The organism is Burkholderia singularis, from assembly GCF_001718875.1.
Taxonomy (GTDB): domain Bacteria; phylum Pseudomonadota; class Gammaproteobacteria; order Burkholderiales; family Burkholderiaceae; genus Burkholderia; species Burkholderia singularis.
This window is the reverse complement of record NZ_CP013448.1, coordinates 3,349,301-3,370,747: the sequence shown is the minus strand read 5'-3', so window position 1 is coordinate 3,370,747 and position 21,447 is coordinate 3,349,301. Positions and strand designations below refer to the sequence as shown.

The 21,447-nt window shown below is 61.8% G+C and carries 17 protein-coding genes and 1 tRNA gene; 10 read left to right on the top strand and 8 right to left on the bottom strand.

Going from position 1 to position 21,447, the window contains the following annotated elements:
• Positions 1–125 precede the first annotated feature (125 nt).
• Positions 126–1,100 (top strand): LysR family transcriptional regulator, encoded by a 975-nt coding sequence (locus tag AQ611_RS14910; protein ID WP_059520577.1) that lies wholly within the window; start codon positions 126–128, stop codon positions 1,098–1,100.
• Positions 1,101–1,255: 155 nt separating this feature from the next.
• Here AQ611_RS14910 and AQ611_RS14905 read toward each other — a convergent pair whose 3' ends face one another.
• The 3 genes from AQ611_RS14905 to AQ611_RS14895 form a co-directional block, all read right to left on the bottom strand.
• Positions 1,256–2,422, bottom strand: coding sequence for a porin (locus AQ611_RS14905; RefSeq protein WP_069235331.1), 1,167 nt, complete (start codon positions 2,420–2,422; stop codon positions 1,256–1,258).
• Between the two features lie 666 nt (positions 2,423–3,088).
• Positions 3,089–3,286, bottom strand: a complete 198-nt coding sequence (locus AQ611_RS14900; protein WP_059520576.1) for a ribbon-helix-helix protein, CopG family — start codon at positions 3,284–3,286, stop codon at positions 3,089–3,091.
• A 216-nt stretch (positions 3,287–3,502) separates the two neighbouring features.
• Positions 3,503–4,264: a YoaK family protein gene (locus AQ611_RS14895; RefSeq protein ID WP_069235330.1), complete on the bottom strand. Its 762-nt coding sequence runs from the start codon at positions 4,262–4,264 to the stop codon at positions 3,503–3,505.
• 1,007 nt (positions 4,265–5,271) lie between these two features.
• Between AQ611_RS14895 and AQ611_RS25605 the strand changes: the two genes are divergently transcribed.
• Both AQ611_RS25605 and AQ611_RS25600 read left to right on the top strand, forming a co-directional pair.
• Positions 5,272–6,516 carry a hypothetical protein gene (locus AQ611_RS25605; protein WP_146011830.1) on the top strand — a complete coding sequence of 415 codons (1,245 nt, stop codon included), beginning with the start codon at positions 5,272–5,274 and terminating at the stop codon, positions 6,514–6,516.
• A gap of 147 nt (positions 6,517–6,663) precedes the next feature.
• The gene (locus AQ611_RS25600; protein WP_102720218.1) at positions 6,664–6,972 is read left to right on the top strand and encodes a hypothetical protein; all 309 of its coding nucleotides are present in this window, start codon (positions 6,664–6,666) and stop codon (positions 6,970–6,972) included.
• A gap of 446 nt (positions 6,973–7,418) precedes the next feature.
• Here AQ611_RS25600 and AQ611_RS14890 read toward each other — a convergent pair.
• From AQ611_RS14890 to AQ611_RS14875, 4 genes are all read right to left on the bottom strand, one after another.
• Positions 7,419–7,495 (bottom strand) — tRNA-Met (locus AQ611_RS14890).
• Between the two features lie 189 nt (positions 7,496–7,684).
• Positions 7,685–9,343 carry an MFS transporter gene (locus tag AQ611_RS14885; RefSeq protein ID WP_059520574.1) on the bottom strand — a complete coding sequence of 553 codons (1,659 nt, stop codon included), beginning with the start codon at positions 9,341–9,343 and terminating at the stop codon, positions 7,685–7,687.
• A gap of 218 nt (positions 9,344–9,561) precedes the next feature.
• A complete protein-coding gene (locus tag AQ611_RS14880; protein ID WP_059520573.1) occupies positions 9,562–11,160 on the bottom strand; it encodes a sensor histidine kinase in 1,599 nt (532 codons plus the stop codon).
• Positions 11,161–11,174: 14 nt separating this feature from the next.
• The gene (locus AQ611_RS14875) at positions 11,175–11,915 is read right to left on the bottom strand and encodes a response regulator (protein WP_059520619.1); all 741 of its coding nucleotides are present in this window, start codon (positions 11,913–11,915) and stop codon (positions 11,175–11,177) included.
• A 211-nt stretch (positions 11,916–12,126) separates the two neighbouring features.
• On the opposite strand from AQ611_RS14875, the gene recA reads away from it, so the two are divergent.
• From recA to AQ611_RS14840, 7 genes are all read left to right on the top strand, one after another.
• Positions 12,127–13,197 carry a recombinase RecA gene (gene recA / locus AQ611_RS14870; protein WP_059520572.1) on the top strand — a complete coding sequence of 357 codons (1,071 nt, stop codon included), beginning with the start codon at positions 12,127–12,129 and terminating at the stop codon, positions 13,195–13,197.
• Positions 13,197–14,123 carry a recombination regulator RecX gene (recX, locus tag AQ611_RS14865; RefSeq protein ID WP_069234946.1) on the top strand — a complete coding sequence of 309 codons (927 nt, stop codon included), beginning with the start codon at positions 13,197–13,199 and terminating at the stop codon, positions 14,121–14,123. The genes recA and recX overlap by 1 nt, the downstream gene beginning before the upstream one ends.
• 827 nt (positions 14,124–14,950) lie before the next feature.
• Positions 14,951–16,117, top strand: a complete 1,167-nt coding sequence (sucC, locus tag AQ611_RS14860) for an ADP-forming succinate--CoA ligase subunit beta (RefSeq protein WP_059520569.1) — start codon at positions 14,951–14,953, stop codon at positions 16,115–16,117.
• A gap of 150 nt (positions 16,118–16,267) precedes the next feature.
• Positions 16,268–17,149: a succinate--CoA ligase subunit alpha gene (gene sucD, locus AQ611_RS14855; RefSeq protein WP_059520568.1), complete on the top strand. Its 882-nt coding sequence runs from the start codon at positions 16,268–16,270 to the stop codon at positions 17,147–17,149.
• 121 nt (positions 17,150–17,270) lie between these two features.
• On the top strand, positions 17,271–17,984 hold the full coding sequence (locus AQ611_RS14850; RefSeq protein ID WP_069234945.1) for a TerC family protein: 714 nt from the start codon (positions 17,271–17,273) through the stop codon (positions 17,982–17,984).
• Between the two features lie 133 nt (positions 17,985–18,117).
• Positions 18,118–18,741, top strand: a complete 624-nt coding sequence (locus AQ611_RS14845; protein ID WP_173678707.1) for a pilin — start codon at positions 18,118–18,120, stop codon at positions 18,739–18,741.
• Positions 18,742–18,891: 150 nt separating this feature from the next.
• The gene (locus tag AQ611_RS14840) at positions 18,892–20,667 is read left to right on the top strand and encodes a Wzy polymerase domain-containing protein (protein WP_069235328.1); all 1,776 of its coding nucleotides are present in this window, start codon (positions 18,892–18,894) and stop codon (positions 20,665–20,667) included.
• A gap of 219 nt (positions 20,668–20,886) precedes the next feature.
• Here the strand turns inward: AQ611_RS14840 and moaC are convergent, their stop codons facing one another.
• Positions 20,887–21,390 carry a cyclic pyranopterin monophosphate synthase MoaC gene (gene moaC / locus AQ611_RS14835; RefSeq protein WP_069235327.1) on the bottom strand — a complete coding sequence of 168 codons (504 nt, stop codon included), beginning with the start codon at positions 21,388–21,390 and terminating at the stop codon, positions 20,887–20,889.
• Positions 21,391–21,447: the final 57 nt, after the last annotated feature.

Below are 21,447 nucleotides of genomic sequence, written 5' to 3'. Positions count from 1 at the left end.
GCGCGGCAAGCGCGCGCGGCGCCGGCGTGCATCACTATTCGGTGAACACGAATAATAAGAAAACGACTTGTATCGGATATCGCCGGAGTTCTATTCTGTTCTGTTGGCGATTCGAAGGGGATAGCATGGACCGCATCCAGGCAATGGAAGTTTTCACGCGCGTAGTCGACGCGAATAGCTTCACGCGGGCGGCCGACACGCTCGGCATGCCGCGCGCGACGGTGACGACGATCATCCAGAATCTCGAGGCACTGCTCGGCGTGCGACTGATGAACCGGACGACTCGCCGGCTCGCGCTCACGCCGGACGGCGCCGCTTACTACGAGCACTGTATCAAGATCATGGCCGAGATCGCGGAGACGGACGCGAGCTTTCAGGCGGGCAACCGCAAGCCAAGCGGCGCGTTGCGGGTTCATATGCCGGGCTCGCTCGGGCGCCGGCTCGTGATACCCGCGCTGTCGATGTTCCGTCAGCGCTACCCGGACATCACGCTCGATCTGGGGTTGTCGGACCGATTGGTGGATCCGATCGAGGAGGGCGTCGATTGCATGATCCGGGTTGGCCCGCTCGAGGATTCGTCGATGGTCGCGCGCCGGATCGGCATGCTCAGGCGCGTGACCTGCGCGTCACCCGATTATCTGCGGCGCCACGGCGAGCCGCGCGCGATCGAGGATCTGGCCGAACATCACGCGGTGAATTTCCGCGCGAACCATGGCGGCCGGCCGTTGCCGTGGATGTTTTTGATCGACGGCAAGACGGTCGAGGTCAGGATGGACGGCGTGGTTCTCGTCAACGATTCGGATGCCTATGTGACATGCGGTATCGAGGGCTTTGGAATGATTCAGCCGACGCTCTTCATGGTGCTGCCGCATCTGCTCGACGGAACCCTGCGGGAAGTGCTGCCGGACTTCAATCCGAAGCCCAAGCCGATCTCGATCGTTTATCCGAACAACCGTCATTTGTCGGCGAAAGTCCGCGTGTTTGCCGACTGGATCGCGGAGCTGTTCGACTCGACGCCCGCGCTCGAGGGCGGCGAGGACTGGCGCGGCGCGATGCCGAAGCCCGAGGCCCTGCCGAGTCGCGGGCCGGTTGCCGCGTAACGGGCGGAATGGAGCGGCGTGTGCCGATGCGACGGCGCCGCGCCGCGCGTTGCCGCGGAGCATGGCGCATCGCCCGGGTTGTACCGCGCCGTGCCGGATCTTGCGGCGGCATCCGTTGAGTGCCGCCGCTGAGGGGAGCAGGCGTTGCCGCGCGCTCAGAACGCGTGCCGCAGGCCGGCCGTGACGGCCACTTGCGTACCGGTCGAGGACGGCGACAGCGTATTGATCATCGCATTGGCAAGCGCGGAGCCGGAAGGCGCGCCATGCACGTGCTGATACACGCCTTCGACGTAGACACCGGTGCGTTTGCTCAGCGAATAAGCGGTTTGCAGCATCACCGTGTTCCATTTGGGAGACGCGTTCGTCACCCCGTTCGAATAAGCGCCGTCGGTCAATGTGTAAGCGGCCGATACGACCCATGCCGGCGTGATCGCGTATTTCGCGTTGACTTCATAGTTGTCGATGCGCAGCGTGCCATGAAGCGGCATGTAGCTGCCGCTGCCGAGCGACATCACGCTGGTCATGTCGTCGATCTGCGTGTGGCTCCACACCAGCCCGACGGTGGCCGGGCCCAGCGCGTAGCTGCCGCCGGCGCCCCAGATGCGCTGTCGTTTTGCGATGAAGTTCGCGCTGCTGTCGCTCTGCGCGAGCGCGCCGTTCGGATTGCCGCCCGCCGGGCCGCCGCCCGCGTTGTTGAACTGCAAATAGCCTGCTGCGACATTGACGGGCCCTTGCGCGAACGCGGCGCTGATCCCGTATGCACGGTTGCTCGCAAAGCCGCCCGCCTGGTTGCTGAACGAATACATGCCTTCGGCCGTGACGCCATAGCGCGTGGGGCTCACGTACTTGACCGTATTGTTGGCCGTGACGGAATTCGCGGCGAGGTTGTCGTTCTCGAACGGATGCGCGGCCAGATTACCGCCCCAGGTATTGCTGCCGGCCGATAGCGGTCCGAGCAAATCATTGAGCACATCGAACTGGCGGCCGAACATCACCGTGCCGTATGGCTCGCTTTGCAGTCCGGCCCATGCCTGCGAGCCGAATGCGTCACCGGAGAACGCCTGGCTGCCGTTGTTCAGATTGAAGCCTTGCTCGAGCTTGAACTCCGCGTGCAAACCGCCACCCAGATCCTCGGCTCCCTTGAGCCCGAAGACGGTGTTCTGCGTCGAGCTGGTGCCCATTCGCCAGCTGCTGTGGCCGTTCTGATTGTTGGTATAAACAATACCGGTATCGATGAGACCGTATAACGTGACGCTGCTCTGAGCGTGCGCGGAAGCGACAAGCGTGCCGGATATCGCGGCAGCGAAAAGCGATGTCTTGATGATCGAAAGCTCTGTCATGATGAATGGAAAACAACGGATGAAACGCTCCGGCAACCGGTGAGCGCCGAAGAGGGAAACCGGGCTGGATGAGTGACTGCAACGCTTGCGGGACGCTGGAGCCCGCCGACCGTCGTGCGATCAGACGATGCGCGTTACGGCACACTTTGGAGCGGATAATGGATCGGCAGATAGTCGGGCATCGTCGTCGGTGAGGCAGGCGCGTGCGACAAACGATAAAGCATGCATGCGCATGCATATCCGCTTTCGAATTGGCTTAAACCTGCATCGATAGACGGAACAGTATGGTTTCAAAAATATCGAAACGCGGTAAAAAATAAGCCCGCTACTGTAAAAAGATTATCAACCGCGAAATGACGCACGAGATCGATTCGGGCTGCCGCTTACGCATGGGCACGTGCGCCGCGCATGTCATCTGGCTTCGACAGCGAGCGGTGCGTTCATGCTGCTGCGTGCGCAGGAAGCCGTGCCCGCCGCCGGTTAGAGGTCAGCATTCGGTAGGAGCGAGGTAGCGAGTCGGAGCGAATCGTAGAAATTCGACACCCCGATATCCGAAGGATGACGAATCATTGGCAGACAGCGATGCGTCCGATGAGTGCGGAGTGTAACCGCGCAACGGAGAATATTCGGTACGGCGCGCGCGTGCGGTTATTCGGTCCGTCGGCGAGCTCGGCCGCCGAGCGCGCTTTTCGTTTTATACGTCACGCCATGTTGCGCCAGATACTCGCGAATGAGCTGGCGCACGACTTGCGATGGAGTGAGATCCTGTTCCGCACACAGCGTTTCGAATGCTTTCTTTTTGGCAGGGTCGATCAGAACGGTCAATCGTGCGGTTTTCGTTTCCATCTCGGCATGGTTCAGGCAGATATGTGAATCCGATTGTAATGCATTCGCTTCGGAGCGCCGCCCAAACGCGCGACAGCTTGGTGCGATAAGGTTTCCGATGGCCTTCGGACGCTTCGTGCGGATAGTGCGGAGCCGCTCCGCGTCTTTCGTTGGCTAGCCGCGTCGGGCGGTAATGCCTTGCAATCGGCTCGTTTGACGACGAGCCGCGCTCGGCCGCTAACGGTTCCGTCGATAAAGAAAAGCCAGCATATCGTCGATGATCGGCACGATCGCGAGCGCGACCAATATCGCCGCGAGCGGCACGGTCGACACATAGCCGACATGCTTGAAGCCGAGTGCGCCTGTCACGCAGCCCGTGAAGAATGAGGCGAGCATGGTCGCGTGAATTTTCAGTTTCGTGCGGTTGGCGATCACGGCTTTGGCTCCTGCGGCGGCCGTCGACGAGTTCCAGTAAAAAAGCTTGCCCAACTCGATGCCGATGTCGGTCACGATCCCCGTCATATGCGTGGTACGGATCTCTGCGCCGGACAACTTCGTGATCATTGCGTTTTGCAGTCCCATGATGAAGCAGAGCAGAACCACCGTGACGGGGACGAAGAACGCTTCGCGCAGCGCGAGATGACTGCCTAGCAGTCCGAACAACAGCAGCAGCACCGCCTCGACGAGCAGCGGAAGCACATATTGGCTGTGCAGATCGCGGCGGCGTCCCCAATTGATCAGGACGGCGGAGCAGCCGGCACCGAAAATGAACGACGACAGCGAGCCGATGCCGGCAAGCGCGAGCGGCACGTCGCCCAGTGCGAGCTGATCCGCGATCGCCGACACGATGCCGCTCATATGAGACGTGTATTGCTTGACAGCCAAGAATCCGCCGGCGTTGATCGCGCCCGCGATGAAGGCAAGCGAGAATCCCAACTGACGGTTGGCGTGGGCGTTACGTTGCTTTCCCGTCAGGCTTCGGAAGTAATGCACGGGCATCGAATGGCAGTGGCTTGGCGGCTCGGTACCGAGCAGCATGAATGGCGCGGCGTTTTACGGAACGGCCGCGATGGGATTGCCCCGCGTGCCGGGTAGCGGCAAGGTTCGGCTCCTCGGCCCAAAGCGGTTTTACCGATGGCCGCGCGCAAAAAGGAATCGTGATTTGAATGATAACGTCATTAACATGTTCTGTTAACAAAAGATGATTCATATGTGTAGACGGAGCAGTGGTTCAGGGTATCGGTGCGATGGGCGTGGGCCGTGACTGGTCGGGCCGATCGTGGATTGCCGGGGCTGCGCGGCGCAAAAAGCGAGGGCGGGCGGATTGCGGCCGCCTGTGGAACTGCGGATCGATCTGAATGAACCGGGAAAGCCCGGTGCGCTTTGGAAATTGCGATTGGGAGGTGATGCTGTGCAGAAGCGCGGATTCGAATCCACGGTTCCCTGCTAGTGCCGGCTCCCAAGGGCCTCATGTGGTAGAGGAACGGTCAAGCTGTTCTAGCCTACGGCCTCGCTATTTGAAAAATCGATAGCGGTCATCGAACAAAAAAGCCCGCTAAAGCGGGCTTGTTCAGCAGTAACGTTTCATCAAGTCTAGTGCGCTAACCAAGATAATTGATTACCTAAACCTCCACCAATCATTCGCAGGTTGTGGTCGGCATCGCACGGTATGGCGCGATTCTCTACGGGGCGCATTCTCCGTCGCTTGTGACGTAGTCTGGTCAGACACCGGTTGGTTGGAGAAGCGCGGTTCATAACCAGCGGATTGCTGCAAAGGCGCTTGATTCGCGTCGTCCACCGAACTTGACCGAGCTTGCCGTCGGCCTGCATGTAGCCGATGGCCTGTCCGCTTGTGCTTTGACGTTGGATCGTCGCATGCAAGCCGCGTGTGACACAGCATGACTTTGGGTTACTGCGAAAGTCGGCAGTTGAAATCAATCTCCCGGAATTTAAAATCTAATCGGTATTTAAGGCGCATAATATTTGAGTGCTTGAGGAGGTTGGTGATGAAAAATATTCGAATCGTAAAAATTCTATTTTTATTTCTCATTTTTTCGCAATTTTCAATGGGGAATGCGCATGAAGCGGTAACATCCAAGTTGCCTGCTGCTTGTGCAATGCCAACAAAAATCCCAGACGGAGAGTATAAATTCCAGCAACTATCCTGGCAAATATTCACGGCGGCGAACTGTAAAGATCCGACTGGAAAACATCCGCTTGCATGGGAAAGTTGGCCTGACCAATACTGTTTGAAATCGGGTAAAAATAATTGTTCCGAGGTTTCTAGTAGGACTCTGCGGGCAAGTGTTCTTGCTCAAAAAAATGGTGTTAAACAAAACGATTTTGTGGGGAATGACTGTTCGCCAATGGTTGCATCGAATACACGGAATTTGCCGGCAGCACTAAAACCATTTATCCCAAAAAATCTTTCGATAAAACCAAAATTCTGTGAGGAAGTTCATGTTAACAAGGCAGAATCTGATTATATAATTCGTCCTTTGCCAAGGATGAACCTTCAGTCTTTGGCTGCGCAGGGTAGATATGCATTTGCAAATCATGTTATTAAATTTCCCAAGGATGCAATTGAAATTAAGGCGGATTGGATTCCGTCCAACTCCCTTACTCCTCCTTTCGATTGTAATGCTAATAAACCAAAAGGTGTTTACGTTGAAATTATTGATGGAACTTGTTACGCTTTGGTTGGGATGCATATATCTTCAAAATTAAATCCTAAGTGGGTATGGGCAACTTTTGAGCCGCAAAATAATCTAACCAATCCAAATCGCTGTAATGAGAAATTATATTCTGCTTGTGTGGATCCATGGGGTTCCAATCCTCAGGAAAGTACTGGGGAATTCACTGAGGCAACGCAACAACTTAAGAAGTTGATGAGTGATGCGGAACTTATGCCAGAATTTATGAATTACCGATTGGTTGGTGTTCAATCAGATTACGGAGGAGATCAAAAAACCGGGGAGAGTAAATATCTTGGAAATTCTTTTGTTGAATTCAATGCTCAGGTACTGCCTAGAGAATCTTCGTGCATAACTTGTCATAGCTATGCGGTATTTAATAATTCCAAGCGTCCGGATGTGAAGGAAAATCCGAACTTTGGCCCGTTTGATGATAAGTACGCGGTCGGAGTTCCCATGGTGCCGAGTGGATGGACAAGCCAGGATTTTTCGTGGCTTCTTGGAGTTATGCCGCAAAAGAGGATATCCAATAATTCGAACCCTTTAGAGAGGCGGTAGGTTGGCTGTGCGTCTTTAATTGATTGCAGCAGGATTGGCGTATGAGATGATGAAATATCCGATTGCGAATAAATTTGCGATCGGATAACTCAAAGCCAGGCGTGGCACGAACTGGGTGCTACGCGAGCGACCTGCTCGGCCCAATCGATGCTGCTGACCCTCCTGGTGGGTACGAACAATACGCGACAGGTGATCGTCGAAGTCGATCGTGAGATTAGCGTGTCGATATCGATCTTCGAATGGCGTGCGGTGCGCAGTTTGCGAAACATCGCTTCTTGCTTCATATGGCCAGTTTTGTCGCACAAGCCTTTGCCGCTCTTCTTTGCCATTCGCGGTGCGTACCTGCGCTTACCCCCATCACCTGCATGCGACTTGAAGCACTGTATCTGCATCGTTACGTCGTTGACGGTTTGGGGCGAGGGCTTTAGGGCGGTCTTCCTGTATCGTTTTCGTTGACCAAGGGAATCAGCTTGGACGTCTCGCTGACTTCGCCTTCGATGCGTTACAGTTCTTCTTCGACCACGGCCAACTTGGCGTCGGCAATGACCTTCAACAGTGCGACGAACTCCGTTGACACAGCGGACAGCCAGGCGCGCCCCATGTCAGATGTCCCTCGATGGTCTCTCGGGCATCGAAAAAGTCTTCTGCTGCGCGGGTGCGGCGTAATTGCTGGCGCGCCTCCTGCAGGGGGGGGCTTGTGCGCTTCATCGTCGTACAGTGGCCCGTCCGGCTCGACTGTGGGTTTCTCCCTGAGTGGTACGGGGCGATATGCGCGTTGCTCAAGGAGGGTAATTCCGCGCTGTCAGTCTGACAATTGAGGATGAGGCGCCGTAGATATGGAGAGAACTGTTTTGCGGAACGAAAATGAGAAAGGGCCCCCATCGGAGACCCTTTCTGGCATTTGGTGGCGAATCAGGGACTCGAACCCCGGACCTGCGGATTATGATTCCGTCGCTCTAACCGACTGAGCTAATTCGCCTAAGAGAAGCGATTATGGACGGCTGATTTGAACATGTCAACCCCCTTTGTGCGGGTTTCTTCAAGAATGCAGTGGAGCCCCGTCGGCCGCTCCACTCAGCCACCTGGAAACCCGCCCTGGCAGCACTCGCGATGCAGGCCATCCACCTACGCCAACCTGACCGCTGTCGCCCACCGCCCATTTCATCCATCAATCCCGTGCATAAATATCCGAATCCTTGGTTTCCTTGACGAACAGCAGCCCGATGACAAACGTCACGAGCGCGATCACGATCGGATACCACAGCCCCGAATAGATGTCTCCCTTCGCCGCCACGATCGCAAACGCGGTCGCCGGCAGGAATCCGCCGAACCAGCCGTTGCCGATGTGGTAAGGCAGCGACATCGACGTATAGCGGATCCGCGTCGGGAACATTTCGACGAGCATCGCCGCGATCGGCCCGTACACCATCGTCACGTAGATGACGAGAATCGTCAGGATGGCGATCGTCATCGGCCAGTTGAGTTGCGCGGGATCGGCCTTCGCCGGGTAGCCCGCGGCCTTGAGCGTCGAGGCGAGCGTCTTGTCGAACGCCTTCGCCTGGTCTTTCGCGTCGCCGGCCTTGCCGTCGTAAGTGTCCACCACGGTGTCGCCGATCTTGATCTTCGCGGCGGCGCCCGCCGGCGCGGCGACGTTCTCGTAGTTGAGCCCGGCTTTCGCGAGCGCGCTCTTCGCAACGTCGCACGAGCTGGTGAACTTCGCCGTGCCGACCGGGTTGAACTGGAACGAACACTCGTCCGGATTGGCGACGACGGTGATCGGCGCTCTTTGCGTGGCGGCCTCGAGCGCGGGGTTCGCGAAGTGCGTGAGCGCTTTGAAGAGCGGGAAATACGTGAGCGCGGCGATCAGGCAGCCGGCGAGAATGATCGGCTTGCGTCCGATCCGGTCCGACAGCGATCCGAACAGCACGAAGAACGGTGTGCCGATCAGCAACGCGAGCGCGATTAGGATATTCGCGCTCGCGCCGTCGACCTTGAGCGTCTGCGTGAGGAAGAAGAGCGCGTAGAACTGGCCGGTGTACCAGACGACGGCCTGTCCGGCGGTGAGCCCGACGAGCGCGAGAATCACGACCTTCAGATTCTTCCACTGGCCGAATGCCTCGGTGAGCGGTGCCTTCGACGTCTTGCCTTCCGCCTTGATCCGCAGGAACACGGGCGATTCGTTCAATTGCAGCCGGATCCACACGGACACGGCGAGCAGCAGGATCGACGCGACGAACGGCACGCGCCAGCCCCACGCACCGAACGCCTCCTCGCCGATCGACATGCGCACGCCGAGAATCACGAGCAGCGACAAAAAGAGTCCGAGCGTCGCGGTCGTCTGAATCCACGCCGTATAGAAGCCGCGTCGATGCGCCGGCGCATGTTCGGCGACGTAGGTCGCGGCACCACCGTATTCCCCGCCGAGCGCGAGCCCTTGCAGCAATCGCATCGCGATGAAGATCACGGGCGCGGCGATGCCGATCGACGCGTAGCCCGGCAGGAAGCCGACGACGAACGTCGAGATCCCCATGATCACGATCGTGATGAGGAACGTGTGCTTGCGGCCGACAAGGTCGCCGAGGCGTCCGAACACGATCGCGCCGAACGGGCGGACTGCGAAGCCGGCGGCGAAGCCGAGCAGCGTGAAGATGAATGCCGCGGTCGGGTTGATCCCGGAGAAGAAGCTCTTGCTGATATATGCCGCGAGGGAGCCGGCCAGGTAGAAGTCGTACCACTCGAACACGGTGCCGAGCGACGAAGCGAAGATCACCCGTTTTTCGTCGCTCGTCATCGGCGAGTGCGCTATATGCCCGCCTAACGTTGCCATGAATCGTCTCCAGTTCTTGATATAGATGTCGATGCGGTCCGTCTCGTGGGCGGGCTCGCGTCGGTATTGTTGGAGGGCAAACTTACGGCGTACTGACTGAGTGTGACGGCGGGGCAGGCGGTTTGGGGTCTGGTGCAGGCTTTTTTATTTATATTCGCCGATAATTCACCCAATTTCTTTTATTTTCAGTTTTTTGCGCTGGATGGGGCGGATGCCGATCAGGGTAAATCCGGAGGCGGTCGGCGCAGCGCGAAACTGATTCTGACGAGCGTGCCCGCAGCGCGCGGCGACTTTTGATACACGTTGTCGTCGATCGTGAGCGTGCCGCCATGCTGCGTGGCGATCTCGCGGACGATGGCCAGGCCGAGCCCGCTGCCGTCGCCTTCGCGGCCGAGAATCCGGTAGAAGCGCTCGACGACACGCTCGCGCTCGTGAACGGGAATGCCGGGCCCGGTGTCCTCGACTTCGAGATGCGCGGCGCCCGCCGCGCCGTCCGCCCGCACGCGCACGGTAATGCGGCCGCCCGGCGGCGTATAGCGGATGGCGTTGTCGATCAGGTTGCCGAGCATTTCGCGCAGCATCACCGGATGGCCGTCGATGTGCGGCAGCGGGCCGTGATCGTCGCCTGGCCCCTCGTAGCCGAGATCCATCTGTTTCGCGAGCGCGGCCTGCACCCAGTCGCGCACGGCGTCGCGCGCGAGCGACGCGATTTCGACGGCTTCGAACGTGAGGCCGCTTGCGCGATTTTCCGCGCGCGCGAGCGCGAGCAGTTGCGTGACGAGCCGCGCGGCCTGCTCGGAGCTTGTCGCAATTTGCTCGAGCGAGCGCGCGACGTCGGCGGGCACCTCGTGGCGCAGCGCGAACTCGGCTTGTGTGCGCAGGCCGGCGAGCGGCGTTTTCATCTGATGCGCGGCGTCGGCGATGAAGCGTTTTTGCAGCGTGACGTTCTGTTCGAGGCGGGCGAGCAGATCGTTGAATGACGTGACGAGGGGCTCGATTTCGGGAGGCGCGCGTTGCGCGTCGACGGGCGACAGGTCGTCCGGGCGGCGGCCGCGCAGGTGAGCCTGCAGCGCGGTAAGCGGCGCGAGCCCGCGCGACAGCCCGAACCAGACGAGCAGGATCGCGAGCGGCAGAATCACGAACTGCGGCAGGATCACGCCTTTGATGATGTCGTTGGCGAGGGCGTTGCGCTTGTCGAGCGTTTCGCCCACTTGTACGAGCACGGGCTGCGCGGTCATCGCGGCCGGGCCGGCTGCGCTTGCTTTTGTGCCGCTCGCCGCGCCGGGCAATGCGACGGTGGTGTAGGCGACGCGCACGTCGTTGCCGCGCAGCAGATCGTCGCGGAACACGACGACGCCGGGTGGCGGGCGGTCGTCGTCATGCGGCAGCGGCAGGTCGGCCTCGCCCGCGACGAGTTCGCCGCGCGTGCCGAGCACTTGGAAATACACGCTGTCGACATTGTCGGCGCGCAGCAGATCGAGCGTCGTCTGCGGCAGCTTCAACTCGGCGACGCCATTGACGGCGGTGATCTGCCGCGCGAGCACGTAGGCGTCGGCTTCGAGCGCGCGGTCGAATGGACCGTTCGCGATCGTCTTGGCGACGAGGTAGGTGACGGCGATGCTCATCGGCCACAGCAACAGCAGCGGCGCGAGCATCCAGTCGAGAATTTCGCCGAACAGCGAGCGCGGGCGCGCGCCGTCGGCGGCGTCGGCTTCGTCGGGTGGCGCGAACGGGTTGTCGTAGCGCGAGTCGCGCGCGGCGGATGCCGCGGCGGTCGGGCGGCGCGCGGCTGCCGCGGGACGGGCCGGCGTGGCCATGGCTTGGTCGCGCGTCAGCGCAGCGACGGGCCTGCGGCGGCCTCGGTGCGCGGCTGCGCCGGCGCCGTCGAGTCGCTCTCGGCGGGGGGCGCGGATTTCTCCAGGCAATAGCCGAGGCCGCGCACGGTTGCGATGCGCACGCCGCTTGGCTCGATCTTCTTGCGCAGCCGGTGCACGTAGACCTCGATCGCATTGTTGCTGACCTCGTCGCCCCATTCGCAGAGATGCTCGACGAGCTGCTCCTTCGACACGAGGCGGCCGATCCGCTGCAGCAGCACTTCGAGCAAACCGAGTTCGCGCGCGGACAGGTCGAGCGCGCGATCGTGCGCATACGCGACGCGGCCGACCTGGTCGAACGTGAGCGCACCATGCCGCACGACGGTCGGGCCGCCGCCCGCGCCGCGGCGGGTCAACGCGCGCACCCGCGCCTCGAGTTCGGTGAGCGCGAATGGTTTGGCCATGTAGTCGTCGGCGCCGAGATCGAGTCCTTTCACACGCTCGTCGACGCTGTCCGCGGCGGTCAGGATCAGCACGGGCAGGTTCGAATTGCGCGAGCGCAGACGGCGCAGCACGTCGAGGCCGGGCAGCTTCGGCAGGCCGAGATCGAGGATCAGCAGGTCGAACGTCTGCATGGACAGCGCGGTGTCGGCGTCGGCGCCGTTCTTCACGTGATCGACCGCATAGCCCGATTGGCGGAGTGACCGGGTGAGTCCGTCCGCGAGTATGCTGTCGTCTTCGGCGATGAGAATTCGCATGATGCGCAACCGATGCCGCTGCTGCGGCGTGGCGCTGCGCGCGGCTGTCTCCGAAAGATACCGGTTGGTGCGCGGCCACAACGAGGGCTTGCACAAACCACTGTTTTTTTATACAGTATCTGCATTCGCGCACCTAACGGCTCATGCGCAGCTTCTGGCCGGGGCGGGTGCGTCTGTATCAGACGCTGCTCATCATAGCAAAGGACGATTCATGGAAGAAAGCAAGAAAGGCTCCGGGCTGACTGCGGAAAAGAGCAAGGCGTTGGCCGCTGCGCTTGCGCAGATCGAGAAGCAGTTCGGCAAAGGGTCGATCATGCGGCTCGGTGACGGCGAGGCAGTCGAAGATATCCAGGTGGTGTCGACGGGCTCGCTCGGCCTCGATATCGCGCTCGGTGTCGGTGGCCTGCCGCGCGGGCGCGTGGTCGAGATCTACGGGCCGGAATCGTCCGGCAAGACGACACTGACGCTGCAAGTGATCGCAGAGATGCAGAAGATCGGCGGCACTGCGGCGTTCATCGACGCGGAGCACGCGCTCGATGTCCAATACGCGTCGAAGCTGGGCGTGAATGTGCCCGAGCTGCTGATTTCCCAGCCGGATACGGGCGAACAAGCGCTTGAAATCGTCGATGCGCTTGTGCGCTCGGGCTCGATCGACATGATCGTGATCGACTCGGTCGCGGCGCTCGTGCCGAAGGCCGAAATCGAAGGCGAGATGGGCGATGCGCTGCCGGGTTTGCAGGCACGCTTGATGTCGCAGGCGCTGCGTAAGCTGACGGGTACGATCAAGCGCACGAACTGCCTCGTGATTTTCATCAACCAGATCCGGATGAAGATCGGCGTGATGTTCGGCAATCCGGAAACCACGACAGGCGGCAACGCGCTCAAGTTCTATTCGTCGGTGCGTCTCGATATTCGCCGGATCGGCTCGATCAAGAAGAACGACGAAGTGATCGGCAACGAAACGCGCGTGAAGGTTGTGAAAAACAAGGTGTCGCCGCCGTTCCGCGAAGCGATCTTCGATATCCTGTATGGTGAGGGTATTTCGCGCCAGGGCGAAATCATCGATTTGGGCGTACAGGCGAAAATTGTCGACAAGGCGGGCGCGTGGTACAGCTATAACGGCGAGAAGATCGGTCAGGGTAAGGACAACGCTCGCGAGTTCCTGCGTGAGAATTCGGAAATTGCCCGGGAGATCGAGAATCGCATTCGCGAGTCGCTTGGCGTTGCCGCGATGCCGCAGGGCGCGGGCTCCGAAGCCGAGTTTCTCGACGAAGAAGAGTAATGCGCAAGAACCGGGAGGGCGCGGGGCCGCATTCCACGGCACACGGCATGCAGGCGGCTTCTGCCGGCAGCGGCCGCGCCAGGCGGCATACGCGCACTGCGGATTCGAGCGACGGGCGGCCAACAGGCCGTCCGGCAGCGGGGGCGTCAGACGATGACGCCCTCGTTTCGTTTGAGCGGCCGGCCGCCCATGAATCGCATGATTTGCACGATTCACATAATCCGTTCGTTTCTGCCGATTCGTTCGAGCCGGACGAATCCTTTGGCGCGCATGATGACGCGCGCCGACGCGCGGCGAGCGGTGCCATGGCGCGACCCATGTTTTCGTCGGCGGTGAGCGAGGGCGGCAGTGCGGGCGGCGATGTCTATACGCGTACAAGCCAATCCGTTTCGCGGTCGCGGCGGCGCGCATCACGATCTTCCGCTATTTCCATCGAAGGCGAGGGCGCTGAGTGCGAGCCGGCCGTGCAACGCCCCGCGCGCTCGCTGAAGGCGCGTGCGATTGCCTATTTGTCGCGCCGCGAATACAGCCGCGCGGAGCTGGCGCGCAAGCTCGCGCCATATGTTGGTGACGGCGATGATCCTCAATCGCTGCTCGATACGCTCGAAACCGAAGGGTGGTTATCCGATGCGCGGTTTGCCGAAAGTCTTCTCCATCGGCGCGCGGCGCGCGTCGGGGCAGTGCGTATCATCGGCGAATTGAAGCGGCATGCGGTTGACGATGCACTCGTCGAGGCGGTGAGCGCGCAATTGCTCGACAGCGAGCTTGAGCGCGCGCAGGCGGTTTGGTGCAAAAAATTCAGCATCGTGCCGCAAACGCCGGCCGAACGCGCGAAGCAAGCGCGCTTTCTCGCTTCGCGCGGTTTCTCGGGTACGGTAATCGCGAAAGTGCTCAAAGGCGATATCGACGAATTCGGCGGCGATTGAGCGCCGCGATGCACGTATCGCTTGTCGTAGACGCATAATTCTGGCGGCTTAGCGGCTTAGCGGCTTAGCGGCTTAGCGGCTTAGCGGCTTAGCGGCTTAGCGGCTTAGCGGCTTAGCGGCTCAGCCGGCAGCGCGGTGAATCGCTCCGTGTGTTTCCCGGGCGATCGCATCGCCCGTCATCGCTTCCGCATCGTCCTGCGCCTATCCGCATCGAATTCCCGCCTTTCCTGCTCGATATTGGCCTACCGTCGCTTGCCCGGATGCCCGGTTGGGCTCCGCGGCGGCGACAGCCGATATGCTAAAATCAATAGGTTTTCGTCTCCGGCTTTATTTCTCCGCATGCCGCTATCCGAGCCCGTTTCTCGTCAGTTGCGCCTTTGCCGCGCAATGCATGCGGAAGCTCGCGAGCGCGTCGGCCCGCCGGGCATCGAAGCTTGTCCAGTCGCACCCGAATCGCACGATATCGCGCCCGCGTCGAGCATGTTGCGCTCTGACCGATGCGAAGCCCAAGCCTTCCGATCCGCCTGCCGCGTCCTTACCGGAATCTCCCTTTCCCGTCATTTTCGTCGCGATGCTTGCCGGCCGCTGCCGTGCAGCGTGGACCGTATGGCCAATTCGCGTCTGGCCGGCGGGCGCCCGGGCCCGGCGCCGGCAGCCGCGCCCCGCGCGGGCGCGGCCGGTCGCGTATTGTGGCGCGCAAAGGCCGCGCACGCCCGCGCAAGCGGCGCGGGGACATGAGCGGGCGGGCGCGCGGATTGCAAGATGTAAGAAGAAGCGATCGTCAATCGACTTTTATTTAGCCAACTCTCAGACTGAAGGAATCACGCATGAAGATTCACGAGTACCAGGGTAAAGAAATCCTGCGGAAATTCGGAGTCGCGGTCCCGCGCGGCAAGCCGGCGTTCTCGGTGGACGAAGCCGTCAAGGTGGCGGAAGAGCTGGGCGGTCCGGTGTGGGTCGTCAAGGCGCAGATTCATGCGGGCGGCCGCGGCAAGGGCGGCGGTGTGAAGGTGGCGAAGTCGCTGGAGCAGGTGCGCGAATATGCGAACCAGATCCTCGGCATGCAGCTCGTCACGCACCAGACCGGCCCGGAGGGCCAGAAGGTGAACCGTCTGCTGATCGAGGAAGGCGCGGACATCAAGAAGGAACTGTATGTCGGCATCGTGATCGACCGTGTGTCGCAGAAGGTCGTCGTGATGGCGTCCAGCGAAGGCGGGATGGATATCGAGGAAGTCGCGGCGAAGACGCCCGAAGCTATCCACAAGGTCGCCGTCGAGCCGGCGACGGGCCTGAAGGATGCGGAAGCCGACGATCTCGCGAAGAAGATCGGCGTGCCGGATGCGTCGATTCCGCAAGCCCGCGCGATCCTGCAGGGTCTGTACAAGTCGTTCTGGGAAACCGACGCTTCGCTGGCGGAAATCAATCCGCTCGTGCTGACGGGCGACGGCAAGGTCATCGCGCTCGACGCTAAATTCAACTTCGACTCGAACGCGCTGTTCCGTCATCCGGAAATCGTCGCGTACCGCGATCTGGACGAGGAAGATCCGGCTGAAATCGAAGCATCGAAGTTCGATCTCGCTTACATCTCGCTCGACGGCAACATCGGCTGCCTGGTGAACGGCGCCGGCCTCGCGATGGCGACGATGGACACGATCAAGCTGTTCGGCGGCGAGCCGGCGAACTTCCTGGACGTCGGCGGCGGAGCCACGACGGAGAAGGTCACCGAAGCGTTCAAGCTGATGCTGAAGAATCCGGGCTTGAAGGCGATTCTCGTGAACATCTTCGGCGGCATCATGCGCTGCGACGTGATCGCGGAAGGCGTGATCGCAGGCTCGAAGGCGGTCAACCTGAACGTGCCGCTCGTCGTGCGCATGAAGGGCACGAACGAAGACCTCGGCAAGAAGATGCTTGCCGAGTCCGGCCTGCCGATCATCTCGGCGGACAGCATGGAAGAGGCGGCGCAGAAGGTCGTTGCCGCGGCTGCGGGCAAGTAACGGGCGCCCCGGCTCGGCGGGAGCGCGAGCGAGCCGCGCGGGCAGGAAAACCGGGGGGCGTCCCGGCGTTTTGTCAACGCTCGAGCGCATCAATGAACATGGATGGCGGCGCGGTTATTCTCGCGACGCCGATCGAACAGAGGTCAATACATGTCGATTCTGATCAACAAAGACACAAAGGTCATCACGCAGGGCATCACCGGCAAGACCGGCCAGTTCCATACGCGCGCGTGCCGTGAGTATGCGAACGGCCGCGAGGCGTTCGTCGCGGGCGTGAACCCGAAGAAGGCCGGCGAGGATTTCGAGGGCATTCCGATCTACGCGAGCGTGAAGGAAGCGAAGGCCGAGACCGGCGCGACCGTGTCGGTCATCTACGTGCCGCCCGCGGGCGCCGCGGCAGCGATCTGGGAAGCGGTCGAGGCCGATCTCGACCTCGCGATCTGCATCACCGAAGGCATTCCGGTGCGCGACATGATCGAAGTGAAAGACCGGATGCGCCGCGAAGGCCGCAAGACGCTGCTGCTTGGGCCGAACTGCCCCGGCACGATCACGCCGGACGAACTGAAGATCGGCATCATGCCGGGCCACATTCACCGCAAGGGCCGCATTGGCGTCGTGTCGCGCTCGGGCACGCTGACCTATGAGGCGGTGGCGCAACTGACGGCGCTCGGTCTGGGCCAGTCGTCGGCGGTCGGCATCGGCGGCGATCCGATCAACGGCTTGAAGCACATCGACGTGATGAAGATGTTCAACGACGATCCGGATACGGACGCGGTCGTGATGATCGGCGAGATCGGCGGCCCGGACGAGGCGACGGCCGCGCAGTGGATCAAGGACAACATGAAGAAGCCGGTCGTCGGCTTTATCGCGGGCGTCACGGCGCCCCCGGGCAAGCGCATGGGCCACGCCGGCGCGCTGATCTCGGGCGGCGCGGACACGGCCGAGGCCAAGCTGGAGATCATGGATGCGTGCGGGATCAAGGTCACGCGCAATCCGTCGGAAATGGGCCGTCTGCTGAAGGCCGCGCTGTAAGCGCCAGCGCTATTTCGTCTCGCTAAAAACGCCGGCGTTGCCGGCGTTTTGCTATGCTCGTGCAATTATTCCGTAAGATTTCGCCCATTTCCTTTTCTGACGCATCGCTGCGCTTTGACCCATGCTCGAATTTTTTGCCACGCTTCATTGGGGCGCTATCGTTCAGATCGTCATCATCGATATTTTGCTGGGCGGCGACAACGCTGTCGTGATCGCGCTGGCGTGCCGCAATTTGCCGCCGGAGCAGCGGGTGCGCGGCGTGCTGTGGGGAACGGCGGGGGCAATTCTGCTGCGTGTCGTGCTGATCGCGTTTGCGGTGCTGCTGCTCGATGTGCCGCTGCTGAAGTTCGCGGGTGGCGTGCTGCTGTTGTGGATCGGCATCCGGCTGATGGCGCCTGCCGGTGATGGGCACGAGAACGTCAAGCCGGCCGATAGGCTGTGGGAAGCGGTCAAGACGATCGTGATCGCCGACGCGGTGATGAGCCTCGACAACGTGATCGCGATCGCCGGCGCGGCCGAGCAGGCCGATCCGGCGCATCGGCTCGCACTCGTGATCTTTGGCCTCGTCGTCAGCATTCCGATCATCGTCTGGGGCAGCACGCTCGTGCTCAAGCTGCTTGACCGCTTTCCCGTCGTCGTCACGTTGGGCGCGGCGCTGTTGGGCTGGATCGCGGGCGGGTTGATGGTCAACGATCCGGCCGGCGACCGATGGCCGCTCCTCGATACGCCCGCCGCGATTTACGGTGCGAGTATCGCGGGGGCGCTTTTCGTCGTTGTCGTCGGCTATGCGCTGAAGCGGCGGCGCGCTGCATTGGATACGACGCATTCGCGCTGACGTCTGGCGGCGCGGCGTTGGCCGTTCGGCCGACTGTCCGTGCGCGGGCGCTCTGGCTACGATCGATACGCGTGCTTCGAGGCTTGAATCTTGAAGCACGCGTATTTCGTTTCCGGAGGCTGTCATGTGCGCAATGTTTTTCGTTGTTCCGCCGCTTGCTCGACTGCGGCGCTCTGTGTCGACGGTTCGCGCGGTGACGGGCCGCCGTTTGGCGTGCCGCCGGATCGGGACCGGTTGCGTGGCCGGCGGCGGCTTTACGTTGATCGAATTGATGATCGTGCTTGCGATCGTCGGGGTTGTGGCCGCTTACGCCATTCCCGCATATCAGGATTACCTTGCACGCAGCCGGGTCGGCGAGGGATTGTCGCTGGCGGCGTCCGCGCAGCTCGCGGTCGCGGAAAATGCCGCGAGCGGCGGCGGGCTCGCGGGCGGCTACGCGTCGCCGGCCGCGACGCGTAACGTCGATTCGATTCGCGTCGATGATGACACCGGCCAGATTGTCGTCGTATTTACGCCACGCGTCGCGCCCGACGGCGCGAACACGCTCGTGCTCGTGCCGTCGTCGCCGGATCGCGAGGAGGCGCCGACGGCGCGTGTCGGGTTGACGAAGGGCGTGATGCAGCCGGGGGCGATTACTTGGGAATGCTTTGCAAGCGGTAAGACGTCGTCGTCGCTGCCCGCGCCGGGTGCGGGGCCGATGCCTGCCGATGCGCCGACGCTTGCCGGCAGGCTTGCTCCGCCGGAATGCCGGGCGTGAGGCCGCCTATGTTCGTGCCGTGCGCAGCGCGGTGGCGTGGCGGCGCTCGCGTGGGCCGATTCGGGCGAATTTGCCGCGGAAGCCGGGCACGAGCGCACAGCGCGGGGATTTTTTTGTATAGTGCGCCGGTTGCTGACATCCGGTTCGCTCATGCCCGTTCCTTTACTGCGTTCTTTGTCGCTGATCGCGCTCGCACTCGCCCTGATTCTGCCGTACTCGATTACGAATCACACGTATCCGATCCCGACTTTTTATTCCGAATTCGCCGCATTCGCGCTGTATTGGCTACTCGGCATCGTTGTCATATTGCTCGTAAGGGCGCAGCGATCCGGGCCTTTCGACGCGCCGGCGGCGTTTGCCGCACCGCTCGGCTTCGGCGCGGTGTTGCTCGCGCAGATCGTGCTGCTGCCGCTGAAGCAGCCGTCGATGGCTTGGCTCGCAATGGGCTATCTGCTCGCCGCGGTCGCCGCGATGCAATCGGGCTATGCACTCGCTCGCGCGAACCTGCTCGAGACGGCCGCCCGTATGGCCGCGGGCGCGCTGATCGTCGGCGGCGTCTTTGCCGTTGCTTGCCAGCTCGTGCAGCTTTTTCGCCTGGAAGGGACGTTTTCGCCGTTCGTCGTGTCATATGGCGTAAGCGTCGATCGCCGGCCATACGGCAACATGGCGCAAGCGAATCATCTCGCCACCTATATCGCGTTTGCATTGACGGGGGCGCTGTATCTCGCGCAAGCGCGCCGGCTGCCGGTGCTTGCATGGGCGGCGCTGTCGGCTTTCCTGTGTGTCGGGCTCGCGCTTACCGTGTCGCGCGGGCCTTGGTTGCAGGTTGCGGTAATCGTCGTCGCCGGCTTTTGGACCGCGCTCGCGCAGGCGCGGCGCGGCGCGGCGACGGGCCGCTCATGGGCGGCGCCCGCCTTGCTCGCGGTGCTGTTCGTCGTGGTCAATATCGCGGTGCGTTGGGCGAACGTCCGCTATCAGCTCGGCCTCGCCGAATCGGCTGCCGACCGGATGCGCGATGCCGGACAGGTCGCGCCGCGTCTCGCGCTCTGGAAATACGGTTTGACGATGTTTCGCGAGCATCCGCTGCTGGGCGTCGGATGGGGCGAGTTTCCGATTCATCAGTTCGAACTGGTGCGTGCGCTGGGCGGCGTCGAGATCGCCAACAACGCACACGACATTCTCATCGATCTGCTCGCGAAGTCCGGCCTGATCGGTCTGGGTGTTCTGCTCGTCACGCTCGTTGCATGGTTCGTGCGCGCGCTGCGCGCGCCGCATGCCGAAAGCCGCGTATTCGGTTTTGCGCTCATCGGCGTATTGCTGATGCATGCGCTCGTCGAATATCCGCAGCAGTACACGTTCTTCCTGCTGCCGGCGATGTTCGTCATCGGCTTGCTCGAAACGAAGCCGCTTTTCGTGCTGCCGAGCCGCGCCGCGTTCGCACTGTTCGCGATACTTTCGGCTGCGGGGCTGGCGTCGCTGTATCCGGTGCTGCGCGATTATCAGCGTGCCGAAGTGCTTTACTACGGAACGAACCCGGCCGAGCAATATCGCGAAAATCCGTCGTTCCTGTTTCACGCATGGGGCGATTACGGCGCGGCTACCCTGATGCCGATCTCGCGCGACAATCTGCAGGCAAAGCTCTTCGCACACAAGCAGGCGATCGCATTGCTGCCGGGCGAGGCCGTGCTGCGCCGCTATGCGGTATTGCAGGCGCTTGACGGGCGGCAGGCGGACGCGCTCGACACGGTCGAACGGCTGCACATATTTGCGGTGGAGCTGAAAGACTGGCCGGCGCAGCTTGCCGCGCTGTATAAGCTGCTCGATGAGCAACCGTCGCTGAAGCGTTTCAGGGCAGCGCTCGTCGCGAAATACGGAATGTCGGCGGCAAACGCGGCGAGCGATGACGATGACGCGGGCGGCGAGTGATCGCGGGCGGGCCGATGGCGGGCTCGATCGCATTTGCTCGCGGCGACGGTCAGCCGGCGCAGCCGGTGTTATCGATCGAACGCGCGCGGTCTGATTGCGACGCAGTCCGTGCCCGTGCGGGCGGTCTTGTCGGGTTGCCGGTTGTGCGGCATTCGTTGCGCGCGGCGCGGCCGCGTGCGGCGATAGCGGCCATTCGGGGCGGGGCGTCGGGAAGAAGGGTCAGCCGGCGGGATGTCGGCCGGCGGCTTCGTCCGCCGTCCAATCTCCCGATTTTCCTCCGCGCTTGTGGGCTACGCCCACGTCGGTGATCACCATCGCGCGGTCCACCGCCTTGCACATGTCGTAGACGGTCAAGAGCCCGATTTGCACCGCGGTCAGCGCTTCCATCTCGACGCCCGTGCGTCCGAGCGTTTCGACTTGCGCGCTGCAACGCACGCCGGGCAGCGCATCGTCGAATTCGAAGTCGACCGTGACGCGCGTCAAGGCAAGCGGATGGCACAGTGGAATCAGATCGGCCGTGCGCTTTGCGCCTTGAATTGCCGCGATGCGCGCGACGCCGAGCACGTCGCCTTTTTTCGCGCGTCCTTCGCGGATCAGCGCGAGAGTGTCGGGACGCATTCGGATTGCGCCGCGAGCGATGGCAATGCGTTTCGTTTCTTGCTTGCCGCCGACATCGACCATCTGGGCGTGGCCTGCGGCGTCGAAGTGCGTGAATTCAGTCACGGTGTGCTCCAGTATCGGCCGGAGCCGGCGCTGAAGCGCCGGCTCCGATTCCATGCG

Coding starts and splice junctions, on each gene's coding strand:
- AQ611_RS14910 (WP_059520577.1), top strand. CDS start 126: ATGGACCGCATCCAGGCAATGGAAGTTTTCACGCGCGTAGTCGACGCG.
- AQ611_RS14840 (WP_069235328.1), top strand. CDS start 18,892: ATGCCCGTTCCTTTACTGCGTTCTTTGTCGCTGATCGCGCTCGCACTC.
- AQ611_RS14880 (WP_059520573.1), bottom strand. CDS start 11,160: ATGGCCACGCCGGCCCGTCCCGCGGCAGCCGCGCGCCGCCCGACCGCC.
- sucC (WP_059520569.1), top strand. CDS start 14,951: ATGAAGATTCACGAGTACCAGGGTAAAGAAATCCTGCGGAAATTCGGA.
- AQ611_RS25605 (WP_146011830.1), top strand. CDS start 5,272: ATGAAAAATATTCGAATCGTAAAAATTCTATTTTTATTTCTCATTTTT.
- AQ611_RS14875 (WP_059520619.1), bottom strand. CDS start 11,915: ATGCGAATTCTCATCGCCGAAGACGACAGCATACTCGCGGACGGACTC.
- AQ611_RS14895 (WP_069235330.1), bottom strand. CDS start 4,264: ATGCCCGTGCATTACTTCCGAAGCCTGACGGGAAAGCAACGTAACGCC.
- sucD (WP_059520568.1), top strand. CDS start 16,268: ATGTCGATTCTGATCAACAAAGACACAAAGGTCATCACGCAGGGCATC.
- AQ611_RS25600 (WP_102720218.1), top strand. CDS start 6,664: ATGCTGCTGACCCTCCTGGTGGGTACGAACAATACGCGACAGGTGATC.
- recX (WP_069234946.1), top strand. CDS start 13,197: ATGCGCAAGAACCGGGAGGGCGCGGGGCCGCATTCCACGGCACACGGC.
- recA (WP_059520572.1), top strand. CDS start 12,127: ATGGAAGAAAGCAAGAAAGGCTCCGGGCTGACTGCGGAAAAGAGCAAG.
- AQ611_RS14850 (WP_069234945.1), top strand. CDS start 17,271: ATGCTCGAATTTTTTGCCACGCTTCATTGGGGCGCTATCGTTCAGATC.
- AQ611_RS14900 (WP_059520576.1), bottom strand. CDS start 3,286: ATGGAAACGAAAACCGCACGATTGACCGTTCTGATCGACCCTGCCAAA.
- AQ611_RS14885 (WP_059520574.1), bottom strand. CDS start 9,343: ATGGCAACGTTAGGCGGGCATATAGCGCACTCGCCGATGACGAGCGAC.
- AQ611_RS14845 (WP_173678707.1), top strand. CDS start 18,118: ATGTTTTTCGTTGTTCCGCCGCTTGCTCGACTGCGGCGCTCTGTGTCG.